The organism is Pseudomonas fluorescens (genome assembly GCF_001307275.1).
Classification (GTDB): Bacteria; Pseudomonadota; Gammaproteobacteria; order Pseudomonadales; family Pseudomonadaceae; genus Aquipseudomonas; species Aquipseudomonas fluorescens_AA.
On record NZ_CP012831.1, the window covers coordinates 5,777,725 to 5,797,225 of the forward strand.

At 62.3% G+C, this 19,501-nt stretch carries 16 protein-coding genes; 3 read left to right on the forward strand and 13 right to left on the reverse strand.

Translation table 11 applies throughout. The annotated features are described in order from the left end of the window. Positions 1 to 103 precede the first annotated feature (103 nt). Positions 104 to 526 carry a homoprotocatechuate degradation operon regulator HpaR gene (gene hpaR / locus AO356_RS25580; protein WP_060742164.1) on the forward strand — a complete coding sequence of 141 codons (423 nt, stop codon included), beginning with the start codon at positions 104 to 106 and terminating at the stop codon, positions 524 to 526. Positions 527 to 665: 139 nt separating this feature from the next. On the opposite strand, the gene hpaI is transcribed toward hpaR (AO356_RS25580), so the two are convergent. The 8 genes from hpaI to AO356_RS25620 form a co-directional block, all read right to left on the reverse strand. Then, positions 666 to 1,463, reverse strand: a complete 798-nt coding sequence (gene hpaI, locus AO356_RS25585; protein WP_060742165.1) for a 4-hydroxy-2-oxoheptanedioate aldolase — start codon at positions 1,461 to 1,463, stop codon at positions 666 to 668. 14 nt (positions 1,464 to 1,477) lie between these two features. After that, a complete protein-coding gene (gene hpaH / locus AO356_RS25590; protein WP_060742166.1) occupies positions 1,478 to 2,281 on the reverse strand; it encodes a 2-oxo-hept-4-ene-1,7-dioate hydratase in 804 nt (267 codons plus the stop codon). 12 nt (positions 2,282 to 2,293) lie between these two features. Further along, positions 2,294 to 3,598: an MFS transporter gene (locus AO356_RS25595; protein ID WP_060742167.1), complete on the reverse strand. Its 1,305-nt coding sequence runs from the start codon at positions 3,596 to 3,598 to the stop codon at positions 2,294 to 2,296. Positions 3,599 to 3,650: 52 nt separating this feature from the next. Beyond that, entirely contained in the window at positions 3,651 to 4,043 is a 393-nt protein-coding gene (locus AO356_RS25600; RefSeq protein WP_060742168.1) for a 5-carboxymethyl-2-hydroxymuconate Delta-isomerase, read from the reverse strand. Positions 4,044 to 4,127: 84 nt separating this feature from the next. Further along, positions 4,128 to 4,985 (reverse strand): 3,4-dihydroxyphenylacetate 2,3-dioxygenase, encoded by an 858-nt coding sequence (gene hpaD / locus AO356_RS25605; RefSeq protein WP_060742169.1) that lies wholly within the window; start codon positions 4,983 to 4,985, stop codon positions 4,128 to 4,130. A gap of 215 nt (positions 4,986 to 5,200) precedes the next feature. Then, the gene (gene hpaE / locus AO356_RS25610; RefSeq protein WP_060742170.1) at positions 5,201 to 6,661 is read right to left on the reverse strand and encodes a 5-carboxymethyl-2-hydroxymuconate semialdehyde dehydrogenase; all 1,461 of its coding nucleotides are present in this window, start codon (positions 6,659 to 6,661) and stop codon (positions 5,201 to 5,203) included. Positions 6,662 to 6,666: 5 nt separating this feature from the next. Beyond that, positions 6,667 to 7,437 carry a fumarylacetoacetate hydrolase family protein gene (locus AO356_RS25615; protein WP_060742171.1) on the reverse strand — a complete coding sequence of 257 codons (771 nt, stop codon included), beginning with the start codon at positions 7,435 to 7,437 and terminating at the stop codon, positions 6,667 to 6,669. Next, a complete protein-coding gene (locus AO356_RS25620; protein WP_060742172.1) occupies positions 7,434 to 8,111 on the reverse strand; it encodes a fumarylacetoacetate hydrolase family protein in 678 nt (225 codons plus the stop codon). The genes AO356_RS25615 and AO356_RS25620 overlap by 4 nt, the downstream gene beginning before the upstream one ends. A gap of 184 nt (positions 8,112 to 8,295) precedes the next feature. Here AO356_RS25620 and hpaA point away from each other — a divergent pair, with 184 nt between their 5' ends. After that, on the forward strand, positions 8,296 to 9,201 hold the full coding sequence (hpaA, locus tag AO356_RS25625) for a 4-hydroxyphenylacetate catabolism regulatory protein HpaA (protein ID WP_060742173.1): 906 nt from the start codon (positions 8,296 to 8,298) through the stop codon (positions 9,199 to 9,201). Between the two features lie 62 nt (positions 9,202 to 9,263). Beyond that, positions 9,264 to 9,686, forward strand: a complete 423-nt coding sequence (hpaR, locus tag AO356_RS25630; protein ID WP_060742174.1) for a homoprotocatechuate degradation operon regulator HpaR — start codon at positions 9,264 to 9,266, stop codon at positions 9,684 to 9,686. Here hpaR (AO356_RS25630) and AO356_RS25635 read toward each other — a convergent pair whose 3' ends face one another. The 5 genes from AO356_RS25635 to wecB all read right to left on the reverse strand — a co-directional run bounded on the left by AO356_RS25635 (position 9,687) and on the right by wecB (position 18,796). Next, positions 9,687 to 10,469, reverse strand: a complete 783-nt coding sequence (locus AO356_RS25635; protein WP_109791143.1) for a hypothetical protein — start codon at positions 10,467 to 10,469, stop codon at positions 9,687 to 9,689. It lies immediately after the preceding gene. 177 nt (positions 10,470 to 10,646) lie between these two features. After that, complete coding sequence (locus tag AO356_RS25640; protein WP_060742176.1) at positions 10,647 to 13,190, reverse strand: NfrA family protein; 2,544 nt, start codon at positions 13,188 to 13,190, stop codon at positions 10,647 to 10,649. After that, positions 13,187 to 15,301 (reverse strand): glycosyl transferase family protein, encoded by a 2,115-nt coding sequence (locus tag AO356_RS25645; protein WP_060742177.1) that lies wholly within the window; start codon positions 15,299 to 15,301, stop codon positions 13,187 to 13,189. The genes AO356_RS25640 and AO356_RS25645 overlap by 4 nt, the downstream gene beginning before the upstream one ends. Before the next feature lie 12 nt (positions 15,302 to 15,313). Next, complete coding sequence (locus AO356_RS25650; protein ID WP_060742178.1) at positions 15,314 to 17,527, reverse strand: hypothetical protein; 2,214 nt, start codon at positions 17,525 to 17,527, stop codon at positions 15,314 to 15,316. 36 nt (positions 17,528 to 17,563) lie between these two features. Next, the gene (wecB, locus tag AO356_RS25655) at positions 17,564 to 18,796 is read right to left on the reverse strand and encodes a non-hydrolyzing UDP-N-acetylglucosamine 2-epimerase (RefSeq protein ID WP_081015479.1); all 1,233 of its coding nucleotides are present in this window, start codon (positions 18,794 to 18,796) and stop codon (positions 17,564 to 17,566) included. Between the last annotated feature and the right edge of the window lie 705 nt (positions 18,797 to 19,501).

Genomic DNA, 19,501 nt, shown 5'->3' on the forward strand with positions numbered 1-19,501 from the left:
GACCATCGCTGGATCCAGATTCTGTGAACGGATGGTCCGGCATGGGTGGAAGCTGTTAAGATTTAGTTAACTCATTAACTAAATCTTCTCGCGAACCCACTCCATGCCCAAGCCGCGCCAATCCTTGACCCTGACCCTGCTACAAGCCCGTGAAGCGGCCATGGGGTTTTTCCGGCCTTCCCTCAATCAACACGGCTTGACCGAGCAGCAATGGCGGGTCATCCGGATTCTCAGCCAGCACGACGAGCTGGAGATCAATCGCCTGGCCGAACTGGCCTGCATCCTCAAGCCCAGCATGACCGGCGTGTTGGTGCGCATGGAAGCGGCGGGCATGGTGGTGCGGCGCAAGGCCGAACAGGATCAGCGGCGGGTGCTGGTGCGCCTGGCGCCGCAAGGGCAGGCGAGCTTCGATTCGATGAGCCAGAGCATGGAAGAGAATTACCAGCGTTTGCAGGACCAGCTAGGGGAGGAAAAACTGCAGACGTTGCTGGGGTTGCTCAATGAGCTGAAGATGATCAGGCGCTGAGATCCCGGGCTGGTTGTTTTCTGTGGGAGCAAGGCTTGCCCGCGATGAAGACGCTGCGGTCTTTCAGAGACCGAGGTGCCTGTTTCGCGAGCAAGCTTTGCTCCCACAGATCCCCTTGCCACAAGGTATTTGATAACGATCAGTACACGCCGCCAGCCGCAGGCTTTGGCGTGTCCTTGAACGTCGCCGCCAATGTCTGCAAGCCCCGCATCAACACCGTCGTATCCACGCCCACCGCGACAAACGCCGCGCCAAGTTCGATGTAGCGCCGGGCCAGTTTTTCATCGGCGCTGAGAATCCCGGCGGCCTTGCCGGCCTGGCGGATGCGGGCGATGGCGTCCTCGATGGCCGCTTGCACCTGCGGGTGGCCGGGGTTGCCGCGAAAGCCCATGGACGCGCTCAGGTCCGCCGGGCCGATAAAGACCCCATCCACACCTTCCACCGCGGCAATGGCATCCAGGTTGGCCAGGCCTTCGCGGCTCTCGATCTGCACCAGCAGGCACATCTGTTCATCGGCCTTGTCGAGGTAGCCGGGGATGCTGTTCCAGCGTGACGCCCGGGCCAGCGCGCTGCCGACGCCACGTACACCCTGGGGCGGGTAGTGGATGGCGCGCACCAGTTCACGCGCCTGCTCGGCGCTTTCCACCATGGGCACCAGCAGGGTTTGCACGCCGATGTCGAGCACCTGCTTGATCAGCGCCGTGTCACCGACCACCGGGCGTATCACCGGCTGGCCGGGGTAGGGCGCCACGGCCTGGAGTTGGCCGAGCAAGGTGCGCAAGTCGTTCGGCGCGTGTTCACCGTCGATCAGCAGCCAATCGAAGCCGGCATTGGCCGCCAGTTCCGCACAGTAGGCATCGGCCAAACCCAGCCACAGGCCGATCTGTGCCTCGCCGCTGCGCAGGCGTTGCTTGAAGGTATTGATGGGCATGTCCATGAGGCGGTCTCCGATCAGACGAAACGGCAGGCGATGGAACCGAGCATGTCGTAGTCGACATGGAAGGTATCGCCGGGGTTGGCGGCCACGGGGCGGGTGAAGGAGCCGCCGAGGATGATCTGTCCCGGTTGCAGGGTGACGTCATAGGCCGCCAGCTTGTTCGCCAGCCAGGCCACGCCTTTGGCCGGGTGATTGAGCACCGCCGCCGAGACGCCGGACTCTTCGATCACACCGTTGCGGTAAAGCACCGCCGGCACTTTGCGCAGGTCGATCTCGGTCGGGCGTACGGCGCGACCGCCCATGACCACCCCGGCATTGGCGGCGTTGTCGGAAATGGTGTCGAACACCTTGCGGGTCGCCTTGGTCTGCGGGTCGATCTGCTGGATACGCGCATCGATGATTTCCAGTGCCGGGATCACCCATTCGGTGGCATCGAGCACGTCGAACACCGTCACGTTGGGGCCTTTCAAGGGCTTGCCGAGGATGAACGCCAGCTCGACTTCCACCCGCGGCACGATGAAGCGCTCGAAGGGGATGTCGGTGCCTTCGTCGAAGAACATGTCGTCCAGCAGCGCGCCGTAGTCCGGTTCGGTGATGTTCGACGACACCTGCATGGCGCGGGAGGTCAGGCCGATCTTGTGGCCGACCAGCTTGCGTCCGTCCTGGATTTTTTGTGCCACCCAGGCACGCTGGATGGCGTAGGCATCTTCAATGGTGATGTCCGGGTGATCGAGGGAAAACTGCCGCACCTGTTCGCGGGAGCGTTCGGCACGGTCGAGGCGGGCAGCGGCTTGCTGGATGAAAGTCTGGTCAAGCATGGCAAGGGTCTCTTATTGAGGATTGACGATGGCCGCCCGGGTGCGCAGCACCAGCAAGCCGCCAAGGGTAATGAACAGTGCCAGTACGTACAGGGCGAGGCTGGCGCTCTGGGTGGTGTCGCGCATCCAGCCGATCAGGTAGGGCGCGAAGAACGAGGCGATGCTGCCGAAGGAGCTGATCAGGGCGATGCCGGCGGCCTGGGTGCCGTTGGACAGGAAGGCCGGCGGCAATTGCCAGAACATCGGCAGCGCCGCACTGGCGCCCATGCCGGCGACGATCAGCCCAGTCAGCACCAGGGTCGGGTCGGTGGGTGAGAGTCCGGCGACGGCAATGCCTGCCGCTGCCATCAGCAGCGGCACGCACAGATGCCAACGGCGTTCGCGATGGCGGTCGGAAGAGCGCCCGCAACCGATCATGAAAAAGCAGCCAGCCAGGTAGGGCACCGCGCTGAGTAGCCCGACCTTGCCGTCGCTGCCGATGCCGGCGCCGTGGATCAGGGTCGGCATCCAGAAGGCCAGGGTGTTCACCGCCAGCATCACCGCGAAATACACCGCCACCAGCAGCCAGACCTGTGGGTTGTTGAGGATCGCCGAGAACGACGTAATGGATTTGCGCTGTTCTTCAAGGCTCAGTTGTTCACGCAATTGCTGCTTGGCGTGCGGTGTGAGCCAGTTGACCGTCTCGAAACTGTCCGGCAGGCACTTGAGCACCACGAGGCCGAGCAGGATCACCGGCAGCCCTTCGATGACGAACATCCACTGCCAGCCACGCAGGCCGCCAAGGTCATGGAAATGCTCGAGAATGCCACCGGACAATGGCCCGCCAATCACCCCGGCCATCGGCACGGCGATGGCAAACAAGGCGGTCACCTGGGCCCGGCGCCGGGCCGGATACCAGCGATTGAGAAAGACCAGGATGCCAGGAAAGAAACCCGCCTCGGCCACGCCGAGCAGGAAGCGCAACACGTAGAAACCAGCGGCGCTCTCGACGAGGAACATGCCGGTGGACAGGGCGCCCCAGACCACCATCAGGGTGGCGATCCAGCGCCGCGGACCGACCCGGTCCAGGGCCATGTTGCTGGGTACGCCAAACAGCGCGTACGCGATGAAAAACAGGCCGGCGCCGAAGCCGTAGACCGTATCGCTGAATTGCAGGTCGGCGCTCATCTGCATCTTCGCGAAGCCGATGTTGATGCGATCCAGGTGGGCGAAGAGGTAACAGACCAGCAGCAACGGCATCAGCCGCCAGGTGATGGTGGCATGGGTGCGGTCGTGGGCGACGGTGCCGGCAGTGTTGGCGGTATTGGCTGTGCTCATGATCTTGTACTTTTTGTCAGAGAGGCCGATGGGGAGTGCGGGGTAGGCGGATTCAGGTGGCTTGGGCCTTGAGAAAGGCGTGGACGTTGTTGGCCTTGAAGTTGAGTTGCTCGTGCAGCTCGATCATCTCGAACGACAGGGCCAGCAGGCGTTGGGCCTGGAGTTCGGCGAAGTGCGCGGTGATCACCTCGAAGAGTTTTTCCGCGACGTTCTGACGGGTGGCCAGGTCGCGACCATGGCCGACTTTCAAGGTCATGTGCACGAAGGCGTAGTCATGCTTGCCGTCGGCCATGCGCCAGGTGTCCAGGCGCACGCCACGGCTGCGGATACCGCCCAGGGGGAACACGCCGCTGTCGCCCAGCAAGGCGTGGACCTTTTCAAACAGGCCGGGCAGATCGGCTTGTCGTTCGATGTTGTCGGTGTATTCAGCGATGAAATGCGGCATGGGAGCCTCCTGCGTCGGCAGCTTCGAGGGGTGAGCTACAAGCGGCAAGTTGCAAGCGATCCGCTTGCAACGTGTGGCTGTTTCTCAGACTGGGAAAATGGCGTTGATCTGGCCGGTGCCGGAGCTGCCGAAAGGTTCGGTGATGATTTCGGCGGGCTTGTCGTAGTCCGGTCCGCCGAGCAACCCCAGCAGCATCGCCGTGTCATGCATCTTGCCTTCGCCGAAGCAGTGTTCGGCGTAGTCCGGGAGCATCGCGCAGAACTCTTTCCAGCGGCCCTGGCGCCACATCTCGACGACGTGCAGGTCGACCTGCTTGTCGAATTCCCGTGTCCAGTTGTGGATGTTGGCTTCCGCGTTGCGATCATCGGAGAAACGGTGCGACAGCGAACCGGACGCCAGCACCAGCACCTTGCGATCGCTTTTCTCGATGGCCCGGCGCACGGCGGCGCCGAAGGTGAAGCTGTCTTGCAGGCGATGCCAGGCGCACCAGGCGGCAATCGACACGACGTTGAATTTCTGGTCTTGGGCGATATCCATGTGCATGTAGCGCATGGGCACCAGCGTGCCGTATTCCAGTTCAAGGCTTGGGATGTTGTGGGCCAGTGTGCGCACATCGACGGCATTGGCCTCGGCGGCGATCAGTTCGCCCAGCTCCGGGGCGCCCGAGTATTCGTACTCCATGTTCTTGATGAAGTGCGGCAGCTCGTTGCTGGTGTAGACGCCCTTGAAGTGCTCGCCGCTGTTGACGTGATAGGCGCTGTTGACCAGCCAGTGCACGTCGAACACCACGGCGGTATCGGCCCCCAGCTCACGGGCGCGACGGCCGATTTCCTTGTGGCCGGCAATCGCGGCGGCGCGGCAACCGTGGTGCTTGCCGGGCAGCTCCGACAGGTACATCGAGGGAACGTGGCAGATTTTCGCCGCCAGGACGACTTCGCCCATGATGATTCTCCTGAAAAATTGTTCTTGTTGGATCTCGGGACAGCGGGTGAATCAAGTATCGATGATGAACCTTGTGGCGAGGGAGCTTGCTCCCGCTCGATTGCGCAGCACTCGCCAGGAACAGCGGGGGCCGCTTCGCAGCCCAGCGGGAGCACGCTCCCTCGCCACAGGGTGTATCACTTGCCATAGGTGCACGGGGTATCAATCGGTGCGGGTCATACCCCCCACCGCGGTATGTGATGACTGCCCATGGAAATGCAAACGTTCTTGATCTCGGCAAACACTTCAAAGCTGTACTGTCCACCTTCGCGGCCGGTTCCGGAACCCTTCACGCCGCCGAAAGGCTGGCGCAGGTCGCGCACGTTCTGGCTGTTGATGAAGACCATGCCGGCCTCGATGCCATGGGCCAGGCGATGAGCCTTGCCGATGTCCTGGGTCCAGATGTACGAAGCCAGGCCATATTCGGTGTCGTTGGCCAGTTGCAAGGCTTCGGCTTCATCCTTGAACGGGATCAGGCAGACCACCGGGCCGAAGATTTCTTCCTGGGCGATGCGCATCTTGTTGTTCACATCGGCGAACACCGTTGGCTGAATGAACTGGCCGTGGCTCAAGTGTGCCGGCAGGTTGGCCGGGCGTTCCAGGCCACCGGCCAGGAGGGTGGCGCCTTCTTCGAGGCCGATCTTGATGTAGCCGGTGACCTTGTCGTAATGGGCCTGGGTGATCATCGAGCCGACCTGGGTTTTCGGGTCTTGCGGGTCGCCGACGATCAGGCGTTTGGCGCGGGCGGCAAACTCGGCCACGAATTGCGGGTAGACGCTTTCCTGGATGAAGATCCGGCTGCCGGCGGTGCAGCGTTCGCCATTGAGGGAAAAAATGGTGAACAGCGCGGCATCGAGTGCCCGTTCCAGGTCGGCGTCTTCGAAAATCAGCACCGGCGACTTGCCGCCCAGTTCCATCGAGTACTTTTTCAACCCGGCGGTCTGCATGATTTTCTTGCCGGTGGCGGTGCCGCCGGTGAAGGAGATCGCCCGCACATCCGGGTGGCGCACCAGCGCATCGCCGGCGGTGGCGCCGTAACCCTGGATCACGTTCAACACGCCATTGGGAATGCCGGCCTCGACGGCCAGGCGCCCCAGCTCGTTGGCGGTCAACGGCGACAGCTCGGACATCTTCAGCACGGCCGTGTTGCCCAGGGCCAGGCACGGCGCGGTCTTCCAGGTCGCGGTCATGAACGGCACGTTCCAGGGCGATACCAGTGCGCAGACACCCACCGGTTGGTACAGGGTGTAGTTGAGCATCTGGTCGTCGACCGGGTAGGTATGGCCGTCCATCCGCGTGCAGACTTCAGCAAAGAAATCGAAGTTGTGGGAGGCCCGGGGGATCAGCACGTTCTTGGTCTGGTGGATCGGCAAACCGGTGTCGAGGGTTTCCAGTTCGGCCAGCTTCGGCACGTTCTGCTCGATCAGTTCACCGAGCTTGCGCATCAGCCGGGCGCGCTCCTTGGCCGGGGTGTTGGCCCATTTCGGAAACGCTTCCTTGGCCGCCGCGACCGCTTGGGCCACTTCCTCGGCGCCGCCGCTGGCGACTTCGCCGATGGCCTCGCCGGTGGCCGGATTGTAGTTGACGAAGACGTCTTTGCTTTCGACCTCACGGCCGTCGATCCAGTGTTTGATCATGCTGCTCACGCCTCTTTACGGGATGCGAAGAACTCGGCTTCGCTGACAATTCGATTGACCAGGCGACCGACGCCTTCCACTTCCACTACCACTTCATCGCCGGGCACCACGTCCGCCAGGCCTTCCGGCGTGCCGGTGGCGATCATGTCGCCGGGCTGCAGGGTCATGAAGCTGGACAGGTATTCGATCAGGTAGGGGATGTCGAAAATCATGTCCTTCGTGCTGCCTTCCTGGCGCAACTGGCCGTTGATCCAGGTGCGCAGCTTCAGGTTGCCCGGGTCCGGCACATCGGCCACGTCGACGATCCAGGGGCCGACGGGCGTCGTCGCGTCACGGTTCTTCACCCGCAGGTTGGGGCGGTAGTAGTTTTCCAGGAAGTCGCGGATCGCATAGTCGTTGCACACGGTGTAGCCGGCCAGGTAGCCCAGTGCATCCTCGCGCTTGACGTTGCGCGCGGCTTTGCCGATGACCGCCACCAGCTCGCACTCGTAATGCATGTAGGCGACGTTGTCGGGACGCCACGTCACCTGGTTATGGCCGGTGTAGGTGCCGGGCGACTTGATGAACGCCAGGGGTTCGGTCGGCGGCTTGAACGCCAACTCGGCGGCGTGATCGGCATAGTTCAGGCCCAGGGCGAACATGCTGCCGGTGGCCGGGGGCAGCCACTGGACCTGGTCCTCGGCCAGCAGGCGACCGTCCGCCAGGCGTACGGCGTTGTGGGCTTCAACGGTGACGGCGTGATCCTGGCCTTCAAAACGAATGCGCGCGTGCTTCATGAACCTGCTCCTGTTTCCTCGGCCACGACGGTATTGACCAGACGGCCCAGGCCGCTGATGTCCACTTCGACACGGTCACCGGGCAATACGTCGACCCGGCCCTCAGGCGTGCCGGTGATCAAGACGTCGCCGGCATGCAGGGTCATGAACTCGCTGATTTCGGCAATCAACTGGGGAATGTTGCGAACGAAATTGGCCGTGCTGTTTTGCTGGCACACCTCGCCATTGACGTACAGCGTGATCGCCAGGCTGTGGGGGTCAGCCACCTGGGCTATCGGCACCAGTTCCGGGCCGATGGCGCAGAAGCCGTCCCGGCACTTGGCCTTGACGGCGGGGCGGTAATAGCTGTCTTCCGGGAGGCTGAATTCATTGACGACGGTGTAGCCGGCCACGTAGTCCAAGGCTTCGGCGGCGCTGACGCGGCTGGCCGACTTGCCCATCACCACGCCCAGGGCCGGTCCGGGTTGCAGCCTTTCGCCATGACCCGGATGAACCACTGCGGCGCCGTGCCGGTTGCGGGTATTGGGCGTCTTGATGAACAGCACGGGCTTGAGCGGCGGCTTCTGGTAGGGCGGTTGCTCGAACTCGGCGAGGCGCTGCTTCAGCAGCCCCTGATAGTTCAGTGCGACCCCGAACAGGGTGCCGGTCGCGACGTCATGCAGGGCACGGCTCATGCTTGTCTCCTGGCGATGGCAGAGTGATGAGGCTCTGCGATTATTGTTAATGTGTTAACAGTTATAATTAAGATGTTAACTATCGTCAAGCGTGACAGAATGACCGGCACTGGTTGCCTCGTCGGATTCGGTGCAGGATGAGTGCGACAGGTACCTGAATCAGAATAAAAACGAGCCCTGCGTGATGACCGACCGCCAGCCGATCCCGAACATCAACATTGGTCAGGTGTATGACCAGCGCTACAGCGACGCCGAGGTGCATTACGACCGGCTCGCCAACCTGGCGGGTTTTTTCGGCCGCAACATGCCGGTGCATCGCCACGACCGGTTCTTCCAGGTGCACTACGTCAAGAGCGGCACCGTGCGCGTGTACCTCGATGACCAGCAGTACGTCGAATCCGGTCCGATGTTCTTCCTCACTCCGCCGACCATTCCCCATGCCTTCGTGACCGAAGCCGACAGTGACGGGCATGTGCTGACGGTGCGCCAGCAATTGGTGTGGCAGTTGATCGACGCCGATCCGAGCCTGGCGCCGGCTGGCGTGCAAATGCCGGCCGCCTGCGTGGCCTTGGCGCAACTGGGGCCTGGGCACTCGGGGGAGGTGCGACGGTTGGAATACTTGTTCGAGGAGCTGAGCGAGGAGGTAGTGGCGGGGCGTCCGGGGCGCAGTGCGGCGCTGGATGGGTTGACGCGCTTGATCATGATCAGCCTGTTGCGGCTGTGTTCCAATTCCCTGGAAGCCAGGCCGGCACGGCATGAAGACCTGAAGATCTTTCATCGATTCAACGAGCTGATCGAAGCCCACTACCTGCAACATTGGCCGCTGTCGCGTTACGCCGAGGGTATCGGCGTGACCGAGGCGCGCCTCAACGACGTGTGCCGACGCATCGCCGACCTGCCTTCCAAGCGCCTGATCATGGAGCGGCTGATGCAGGAAGCCAAGCGACTGCTGTTGTTCACCGGCAGCTCGGCCAATGAAATCTGCTACCAGCTCGGGTTCAAGGACCCGGCGTATTTCAGTCGGTTTTTCCAGCGTTACGCCCAACTCACGCCGGGGGAGTATCGCCAACGGCAATCGGGGTTGCGTTGAGCGCTTGCAGCCCTGTGACAGCGACACTAAGCTGCCGACTCGCCCATCCACACAGTTCGAACATGGCTAACCCCAGACCTTCTTTGACCCTGACCCTGTTGCAAGCCCGCGAAGCGGCGATGGCTTTTTTCCGCCCGGCGCTGAACCAGCATGACCTCACGGAACAGCAGTGGCGAGTGATCCGCATCCTCCATCAGCAAGGTGAGTTGGAAAGCCACCAGCTCGCCCATCAGGCCTGCATTCTCAAGCCGAGCATGACCGGTGTGCTCAGTCGCCTGGAGCGCGATGGCCTGGTGCGGCGACAGAAGTCCAGCCAGGACCAGCGCCGGGTTTTCGTCGGCCTGACCGAACGCGGCCAGCAGTGCTTCGTGTCGATGAGCGAGGGCATGGAAGGCAACTACCGGCGGATCGAAGAACAGTTCGGCGAGGAAAAGATGCAGCAACTGCTCGCCTTGCTCAATGAACTGAAGAACATCAAGCCCTGATCAAGGCGTGGCCAGGGCTTGCTTCAGCTGGTCCACCAATGCAGGTGTCATGTAGTGCGGGCCATCGAACAGGTAGAGCGGGTAGCTCGAATAGGCCGCCAGTTGTGGCTTGAGCTCGGCGACGGTGGCGGCGCGGAAACCACCACCGTATTGGGGGCGGAAGGCTTCGACGATGATCCGCACACGATCCTTGCCAAGCCGATCGCGCAGGGCATCGGCGTAGCTTCGGGCCACCGGGGCGGTGCGGGCGTAGACGCCGACGCCGTCCTGGAAAAACACGCCGATATCGTTTGGCAGCCATTGCTTGAGCCAGTCTGCGGTGGCGGCGGGGCCAATGTTGGCACCGTCGTAGACGCTGATCCACAGCGGCCGCGGCAGCTTGGCGAGCAGGGCCGGTAATTCCGTGGCGCCTGACCAACTGGGGTCGACTTCAGCCGGAAAGTACCAACCGGTGACATGCAATGGCGTGGGTAACCCGGCGATGCGCTCCGACAGCGCCGCCAGTTGCTCGATATCGTCCCGAGAGCGGTTCTCGCTGAAATAGCCGGCCAGCCCGAGGATGACATCCTGGGCCCAGGGCGTTTTGGCGATGCGCGCCCAATCCGGCAGTACCGGCACGCTGGTCAGGCCGGTGCCGGGCACGAAGGCCTGGTCGTCCACCACCGTCCATTGCACCAGCAGTTCATGCACGCCCAGTTTTTCCCAATTGCCGCTGATGCCGACGGTCTGGTTGTCCGGCTGCCAGACGATGCCGACGATGTTCGGTGCCGTGCGGGTGGTCATGTAGTACGTCCCTGTACCTGCGGCGAGGAGCGCGGCCAGTAACAGCGCCGCGACAGTCTTGCGATGGATGAACGTTGCGAAGCTTTTCAAACAAGTTCCTTCTGGATGCAGTGTAGTCGCGGCTCGGCAAGACGAGCCGCTTTTCGTAACGATGGACCGACTGGTACACCCACCGGATCAATAGGAGTAGGTCAAGCGCGCGAACACCCCTTTGGCGCGATCCTCGCCGAACACCCTGGCTCGGTATTGCAGGGAAAAATCCACATAGGAACGTGGCGAGTTGTAGGCGTCTTCCCGGAACCAATAGCGTACGTTGTTTCCTATCCCGATGCCTCCGGCGTCGCCGGAAGAAAAGCCGCCACCGGCTTCGCTCTTCATCTTCGAATCGTAGTCGATCGCCGCGACGACATGGGGGAAGGTCACCCAGCGCGAACCGGTCCCGCCGATGGCGTAGCTGCGGCCCACTTGCCATTCGCTGTTGAAGTAATTGCGCGAGTCATTGATGTAATGGCCGACCTCGGCATACAACTGCGAGGTCCACCAGCTCGGCACATCGACCCGCAGGTCGGTACCGATGCTCGAACCGTAGCCCAGGCGCACCAGCCAGTCGCCGTCGACATTGGAAGAGCCGAGCGGGAACGTGCGCTCAAGGGCGGCCATGATGTTGACCGAACTGAAGGGTTTGACCCGTACGCCAACGGCGCCCTGCAGGGCATCGGCACCGGTGTCCGAGTCGCTGTTCTTGCTCCACAGGGTGTCGGTGATACGCCCGTAGAGTTCGACAAAGCGGGCGTTGCGATAACCCAATGGGCGCCAGGACAGTTCGGTGCTGTTTTGCAGCAGGTCGTTGCTTTCGCTGCCGCCGCTGTTATTGGTGCTCGGCGCTCCGCTCAGGCCACTGGAGCCGCGATAGCTGGTGGTACTGGTCAGGCCCATCCTGCGCGAAACGTCACCCACGGTGCGACGGGTATCGAACAGTTGTTGCGCGGACATGGGCGTTTCTGCAGTTTTTTGCCCATCGATCACGCGCTTGAAGTATGCGACGGATTCGTCGTCCTCATGGACACGCATGGCGTTGTAGGCGGCGTCCTGGGCTGCCGCCGGCTTCAGTGGCGTGGCCGCATCGGCCTTGCGGAACGCATCGTGGGCGGCTTCATCGTCGCCGGCCTGCATCGAGAGGTAAGCGAGCTGCAGGTCACTGACCGAGGCCAGCTCGCCGCTGCTGCGTGCCTCTTGCAGACGCTCACGAGCCGTGCGGCGCTGGCCGATGGCGGCATACAGCCCGGCTTCTTCATAGGCCGGCAGGGTGCCCAGCGCGAGGGCATGGGTAAAGTCGTCGCGGGCGCCGGCATCGTCCCCGGTTTGTTGGCGCAGGCGTCCACGCATGACCAACAGTCGGGCGTCGTCGCCATTGGCCTGCAGGCCTTGGCTGGCCGCCGCGATGGCTTCGGGCAAGCGTTTCTGATCCGTCAGTGCGCTGACCAGCAGGTAGCGATAGGACGGATTCCGTGGCGCACGGGCAATGGCCTGGTTCGTCAAGCCGACCGCGGTTGCCGGGTCTTTGCGACCGAGGGCGGCATAGGCCAGGGAGGCCAGCGCCGTGCCTGCATCGTGGGCGCTGCCAGGCCAGATGGCGCAGGTCAGGCCGAAAGTGCTTTCCTGGCATTCCAGGGGCGGTGGCGCAAATTGCACGACGGTGGCGAACCCTTTGTTTTTCTGGCGCAGTGCCATGCTTGCGGCGGTACGCCGGCGGGTCACTTCATCACTGTCGTCACCGCCCAAGGCTTGCAACTGGTTCAGGGCTTGCTGAGGTTCGCCTCGGGCCAGCGTAGCGTCGACGGCAAAGAGGCGCAGGTCACGGCGTTCACCGGCCGTCACTCCGGGCAGGGCCAAGGCGTGGTTCAGGTCGGCCTGGGCCGCCGGAGTCTTGCCTTGACGCTCGCGAGCATAGCTGCGCAGGACCCACGGGGCGGTCTTGCTGTCGTCCAGTGCCAGGGCGTTTGTCGCGGCCTGTTCGGCGGCGGGGTAGTCCTTGGCCGCGAGCAGGGCGCTGATGAGCAGTTGCTGATTGGCGGAAACTTCCGGAGCCAAGGTCACCGCTTTACGGGCGCGGTCCACGGCCATGGCCGCCTTGCCTTGCTCCAGGGCGCGGTAGCCCTGGGTCGCCACCGGCACCGCCAGTTGACGGCGAATCGCTTGGCGACGCAGCAGCAATGTGTTGTCGTTGGCGAAGGTCCGGAGGGCATCCGTGGTGGCCTGGTCGGCTTCTTCCAAGTGTTGCTGGCGCTGCAAGGAATCGATCAGCAGCAATCGATACTCGCGACGACGGGGTGCCTGGGTGATGGCCTTGCGGGCCGATTGCGCGGCCAGGCCGAATTGTTCGCGATCATAGGCTTTGAAGCCCTGGGACGCGGCGGCGAAGCCCGGTGCTGCCGGCGCGGCGCGGGATGACCGGGCGGTCTGCGGCTGGTCGCGCAGTTTCTTGTCCCGTTCGGCCAGCTCGATCAGTGTGTTCAAGCGCGTCACGTCGGCGCGCTGGCGCAGGGCTTCGCGTGCCTTGGCGATGGCCAGGTCGTAGTCCTTGCGCCCGTAGGCGCTGTAGGCCTCGTTGGCGGCGGTGTAGGCCGGCCCTGTCAACGGCAGCGGCAATGTCTCGGCAGACGCCAGCACGGGAATCAGGCTCAGCCCCGCGGCCAAGAGGGTCAGAAGGGGGCGGTTCATGCCGGAAGCTCCATTGGGTAGAGGCTGTGCTGGCGTGCCACCACCTGTTCGATCGTTGCCCGGGGCAATACACCGCTGTCGACCAGGTAGTCGCCAATCCGGCCGTGATGCTGCGGACGATACTGCAGCATGGCGTGGCTGAACTGATCGCGATCGAGCAGGCCCATTTCGATCAGCAGGTCGCCCAGCAGCGGCGCGCGGGCATTCGGTACGGCATGGCCGTTGTTCGCTGGCAATCGGCGCAACAACGCGAGAATTTCACTCTCCCGGGCGATCAATTGCACCGGCTCGCTGCCCAATTCGGCGCTGATCTGTTGCAGACCTTCAGCGGAAAGTGGGTTGGCGACGGCGATCTGTTCACGTCCTTCGCCGTTGCGCCCCAAGGGAATGACGCGCCAGCGCAAAGCAAACTCGCTGGCCAGCGACGACGTCGAGGCTGCTGCTTTCTGGGCCACTTCAAAGACCCGCGGCAGGTCATTCTGGAACGCAATGGCTTCGGCCAGGGTTTCGTCGTCCAGCCAGCCGTTATTGAGCAGAATCCGACCCAGCGGTACATTGCGCGACTGCTGTTCGTCGAGTGCGCTTTGCAGGTGGGTGTCGGTAATGGCTTGCCAGGACAGCAATACACTGCCCAGGCGGCGTGGTGCGGTGGCGACCAGGTCGGTGGACGGGAAGTCATGCATGGTCTTGTCCCAGACCAGCTTGCGGTTCATGACCTTGCCCACCAGGAACATGCGCCAGGCGCGAGAGGCGGCCATGAAGTTGACGAAGTTGCCCACCAGCATGCGCGGGATCGACAGCAAACCGTGCTGCCAGCCGTACAGTACCGTGGTGAAGTAATAGCGGTGCACGATCCGCCAGGCCAAGGCAACGCCGTTGGCCAGCAACAGGTATTTGATCACGCCATTGGTTTCAAAGGGCGTAGGGAAGCTGACGTCCCACAAGCCGCTGTTGCGCAGGATAATCAGGCCCAGCAGTTGTACCAGAATCACGTAGGCAATGATGCTGATGAACGCTGTCACCACACCCTTGCGGTCGCGAAACAGCAGGTATCGGTTGGCCAGCGAGCCATTCCAGCCCATCTGTTCCCAGCCTTGCAGGCCGATGCCCAGGGTCCAGCGGGCCTTTTGCCGGAAGGCGGTGCGGAAGGTGTCGGGGAAGAACTCACGCACGCACAACGGCATCGTCAGGGTCGATTCATAGGGTTTGCGGAACCAGGATTTGCGCAGCACCCGGAACTGCACCGGGAAGCGTACGAAGATCGCGTTCATGCCGACCTTGGCCAATCGTGCGCCAACGTCGTAGTCCTCGGTCAGGCTGTCGGTGTTGAACGGTTGGTTTTCGGTTTCACCGGCCAGCACCCGCAGGGCACGATGGGAAAAACAGGTGCCGACGCCGGCGGAGGGCACAGTGTCGGTCATGCTTTCACGCACCACCAGGTCCTTGCCGTGCCATTCGGCGAACTCGTCCATGTAGACGCCCGCCACCCATTCGTACCAGTTGCGTTCCAGCGAGACCACCGGCAACTGGATCATGTCCTTGCGCGGTAACAGGTAGTTGAACAGGCGCAATTCCAGCGGATGCAGCACGTCTTCGCTGTCGTGCAACACGACGCCGGCGAAGGTCATGCCATGGGTTTTCTCGTGCAGGAAAATCGCCTGGATCACCCAGTTCAAACAGTCAGCCTTGCAGGTCGGCCCGGCATGGGGCACTTCCACGCGGTGCAACTGCTTGTAACGCCGGCGCATCCGCTCGACTTCGTCGATGGTGCGCTGGTCGTTGACATAGGTGCCGACGAAAACCACGTAGTTCTGGTAGTCGAGCGTCGACACCATGTTTTCGATCATCGGCGCGATGACGTCGTATTCCAGCCAGGCCGGGACCATGATCGCCAGGGGCTGTTCGTCCCGGGCCAGCAATTGCTCGACGGTCAGCGGCCGATAGCGGCGGTCCACGGTGAATTTGCGGTACAGGCGACGAGACCAGTACCACACGTCAATGATCAGATCGTCCAGGCTGGAGATCAGGATCAGTACCGCGACCACAATGGTCGCGGCTTCCAAGTAGTTGTAGTAGTGGGCCAGCCAATAGGGCCAATAAAGCGACGTCATCAAAGGTTACCGTTACTGGCGATTGCGACGGGCGCTACGGCCAGCCAGCAACAAGATAAGGAACAAGGCAATGCCACCGGGGATCAGCCAAAGCAGTGACGGTTTGCGCCAGGCATCTAGGCCCTTGGGTTCTTCCTCGCCGATCAACTGGCTGCCGTTGGGATCCTGGGTATCGAAGACCGCCACGGCACCGTTGTCGCCCAGGATCGCCACATCGCCACGAGTCAGTACGACCGGCTTGGCCAGGCTCGGGGGCTGGTCGCCCAGGGCCCGATAGACCAGGCCGTGCTGGCCCGAGGTCTGCACCACTTGCAACGATGCCAACTGGTTGAGGCGCTGCACATCCAGCATCACCTGGTCCTTGTGGTTGATCCGCAGGTGACCCTGCTCGTCGACCTGGACCGACTCCTTGCTGTCCTTGAGCGGCAGTTCGAAAGCCAGGAACGCTTTGTCCGGGCTGACGGCGGCTTTCGGATCGGTGCTGACTTTCAACTGCGCGCGCAGCGGCGAAACACCCGAGGCGTCGGCCACCGAGATCACCTGGGCCAGGCTGCTGGCCGGATGGTCAAGGTATGCCTGGGGAACGAGCACTTGGGTGTCTACGGCGAAGCGTGCGGCGATGCCGGCGAAATCATCACCCAGTGAAGTTTTATCCAGCACGATATGGCTGGTAGGCAGTACGGACACCGGGAACGCCTGAGGCGTTTCGAGGCAACGGTCGCTGACCGGTTGGCGCTGGAACGAGACGCGCAGTACGTTTTTCGAACCCAGGGCGTAGCGTGGGATGTGAGCCTGGATGCGTTGTGGTTCGCCATCGGTGGTCAGTTGCTGGGCACCGATCAGGAAGTCATTGAAAAACAGCGAGGCCACGGGCGCGGTGTCCGAAGCGCCGGGTGCGGCGGAGACGTCGACCACTGCGGTGACGGGCAGGCGACCGTCATACGCCACGCTGCCCAGAGGGAACGAAGTGCTCCAGTCGAATCGCGAGGCCACGTCGAAGTTACCGGGAGCGCCGCCCAATCGCGACAGGGCCACGCGGCCATCTTCGCTCAACGGCGTTTGCGCTTCGTTCACGGTCAACTGGCGGCTGCGTGCCAGTTTGGTCCAGGCAGAGCCGAGCAAGGACAGGGCTTTGCCGGTCGCATCCGGGGCGATCGTCAGCACCGGGCGAGTGCCCAGCAGCGCCAGGCGCACGTTGTCAGTGCCGGTGCCCACCAGGGCGGCGTTGACGTGCGCATTGCGCCATTGGGTCAAGGCCGCTGCCGCCGTGGCGTCGACGCCTTGGACCTGGTTCTGCAAGGCATCCATGGACTGGTTGATGGCCTGGAGCAGTTGCGGGTCGCTGATGGCCAGGTCGGCCTGCAGGTTCGGCACTTGGCCAAGCATCAGCAGCGCACCGATTTCGGCTGGGTTGGCCAAGGTATGCTGGCCCTTGCCATTGAGGCTGGCGAAGGCGGGAATGTTCAACAGTTCGGCCGGGACGCGCAGATTGCTCAGGTCGACGCTGTCCTGCAGGGCAGGGAAGGGCAGGATACGGGCATGCTTGCCGATCCGCTCCAGGGCCACGCCCAATCGCCAGGCAGCATCATAGCTGCCGGCCGACAACGAGCCCGGTGCGACCAGAATGCCAGGGTTGGCCGGCAGTGTCGCCCAGGCGGCGCCGACATCCTTCAGTTGGCTGGCATCGTAGCTGTAGTTCAGGCGGGTATTGGGCTGAATGCGCAGCACGTTGCCGATGACCCGGTCTTCTTCGCACAGCGGCCGGGAGACCACCGACGACCAGGCAATGCCCAGGCGTACCAGGCCGTTGTCCCGTGGGGCCTGGTCTACGCCCAGCTTGACGCTGGCATCGCCCTGCGCCTCGCTGAGGCCTTCGGCGCGCACCGGATAGCCATCGAGCGACAGCAGCATGGTATTGCGGCCGCCTTCGCCATTGAGATAGCTGGCGTCCAGTTGCAGTGTCGCATCGCTCAGGGTCACGCCGGCGGGTACCGGCAAATACAGTTCGCGTCGAGCGTCGCTGGCACCCAGCAGGATTGGCGCGGTGATGCCCAGGTCGCTCAAGCGAATCTCACGCTCCTGGCGGGTATCGGCGTTGAGTCGGTTGATTGCCTGGGTGAGCGGGCTATCCGCAGCCAGGGCAAAGTTTGGCATGAGCGCGAGCAGGCTCAGGCCACAGGCAAGGGCGCTGAGCGCGCCCGTAGGGATGGCAACGGAAGGCTTCATTCAGGCAAATCTCGATCTGATAAGGGTGGGTAGCAGTTATGAGGTGAAATCGGCGAGCAACTCGCGTGGCTCGGACAGCGGCGTGTGTGACGGCTCGTGGGCCGCTTGCACCTGACCCACGACAAAGTCGTCGACTGCACGCCCCATCAGGGTGTCGACGATGCGCTGGCTGGCCTTGCCATCGCCGTAGGGGTTGATCGCCTGAGAGGTACGACGCCACAAGGCCACGTCGTCGAACAGCGCGTTCACACCAGCGATGATCGAGGCCGGGGACGTGCCCACCAGGCGCACGGTACCGGCGGCCACGGCTTCGGGGCGCTCGGTGACGTCGCGCATCACCAGGACGGGTTTGCCCAGGGACGGCGCCTCCTCCTGCACACCGCCGGAGTCCGTGAGGATGACGTGGGCATGTTGCATCAGGCGCACGAACGCCAGGTAATCCAGGGGCTTGATCAAGTGCACGTTGGGCAGGTCACCCAGTTGTTCGGTCACCGGCCCCAGTACGTTGGGATTGAGATGCACCGGGTAGACGATCTGGATATCAGTGCGCTGGGCCAGCTCGCGCAAGGCCTTGCAGATGTCCAGGAAACCCTCGCCGAAGTTTTCCCGACGATGACCGGTCACCAGTAGCAGCTTGCGTCCGGTTTGCAGGAACGGGAACTGTTGGTCCAGATCACCGCGCAACCGGGCATCGTCATTGATACGTTGGGCAGTCAGTTGCAGTGCATCGATCACCGTGTTGCCGGTCACCAGGCAGCGGCCCTGCAGGCGTTCGCCCAGCAGGTTGTCCCGTGATTGGCCGGTAGGGGCAAACAGCAGGTCGGCACTGAGATCGATGCAGCGACGGTTCATTTCTTCCGGCCATGGGCTGTAGATATCACCGGTGCGCAGCCCGGCTTCGACATGGCCTACGGGGATGCGCCGGTGGAAGGCGGCCATCGAGGCCACCATGGCCGAAGTGGTGTCGCCATGGACCAGCACCCGATCCGGCCGGGTCTGTTCCAGCACCGGGTCGATGGCGCTATAGAGGGCGGCAGTCAGGGAGTTGAGCGTCTGGTGCGGCGTCATCACATCAAGGGTGAAATCAGCCTTGAGATCGAACAGATCCAACACCTGCTTGAGCATGCTTTGATGCTGGCCGGTGACGCAGATCAGCGATTCAATGCCTGGTTCGGCGGCGAGGGCCTTGACCAAAGGAGCCATCTTGATGGCTTCGGGACGGGTACCGAAGATCGAAAGGATCTTGATCCGTGAGTCTTGAGTTGCGATGACGCCTTCCTCGCGCAGTTTTCTGCGCCGCACAACAGCCATCCAGGCACGGTAGGTGACTGGCCAGGCAAGCGGTTTAAGTTAGTAAATCTGAAAGTCAGGCAAATACCTGCGTGCACAGGACGTGACGGTAGTGGCATCTTGCGATCTGAACCGTCAAATTAATAACATTAAAGATCGCTGCCGCAAAGTTTTATATGTGAAGTTTCAATAAATTTTTTTAAAGCGTTTATTAAAGGCTGGAGGAAGGTGCTGGGCATTGATTTTATTTCGTTTGTTACTGTTTGATTAATAAGGATTTTTATAGGCTTTCTGGCTTCGTTAATCGCCATTGGCTCAGCAATGCGCGTGGCTGTCGATTTTTTGACAGAAAGCGCCAACGTTTATGTAAGTCTTGGGTTCGTCATTAGAATGACGCCTGTATATTGTCAAGTTGGGCGCAAGCTTTAGTACCTAAGTGCCAAGTCTTACAAGTTGATGAAAGTTCAATTTAGTTTGAGTTTTTGTTTAAGTAGTTCAGGGGCTGCGATACGCATTATTAGTCTTCGCAAAACAGCGCGATCCTTAAGTAAGCCACCCGCCTTGAGGCCTGCCTTAAACCCATCGGGTGTCGCGGAAATCGATTGTCCCTCTAGCCGATAATCGCACGCTTTGTAATACGTTCGTGCCTGGGATATTGACCGAACTAACCGGGTGGTACATTTT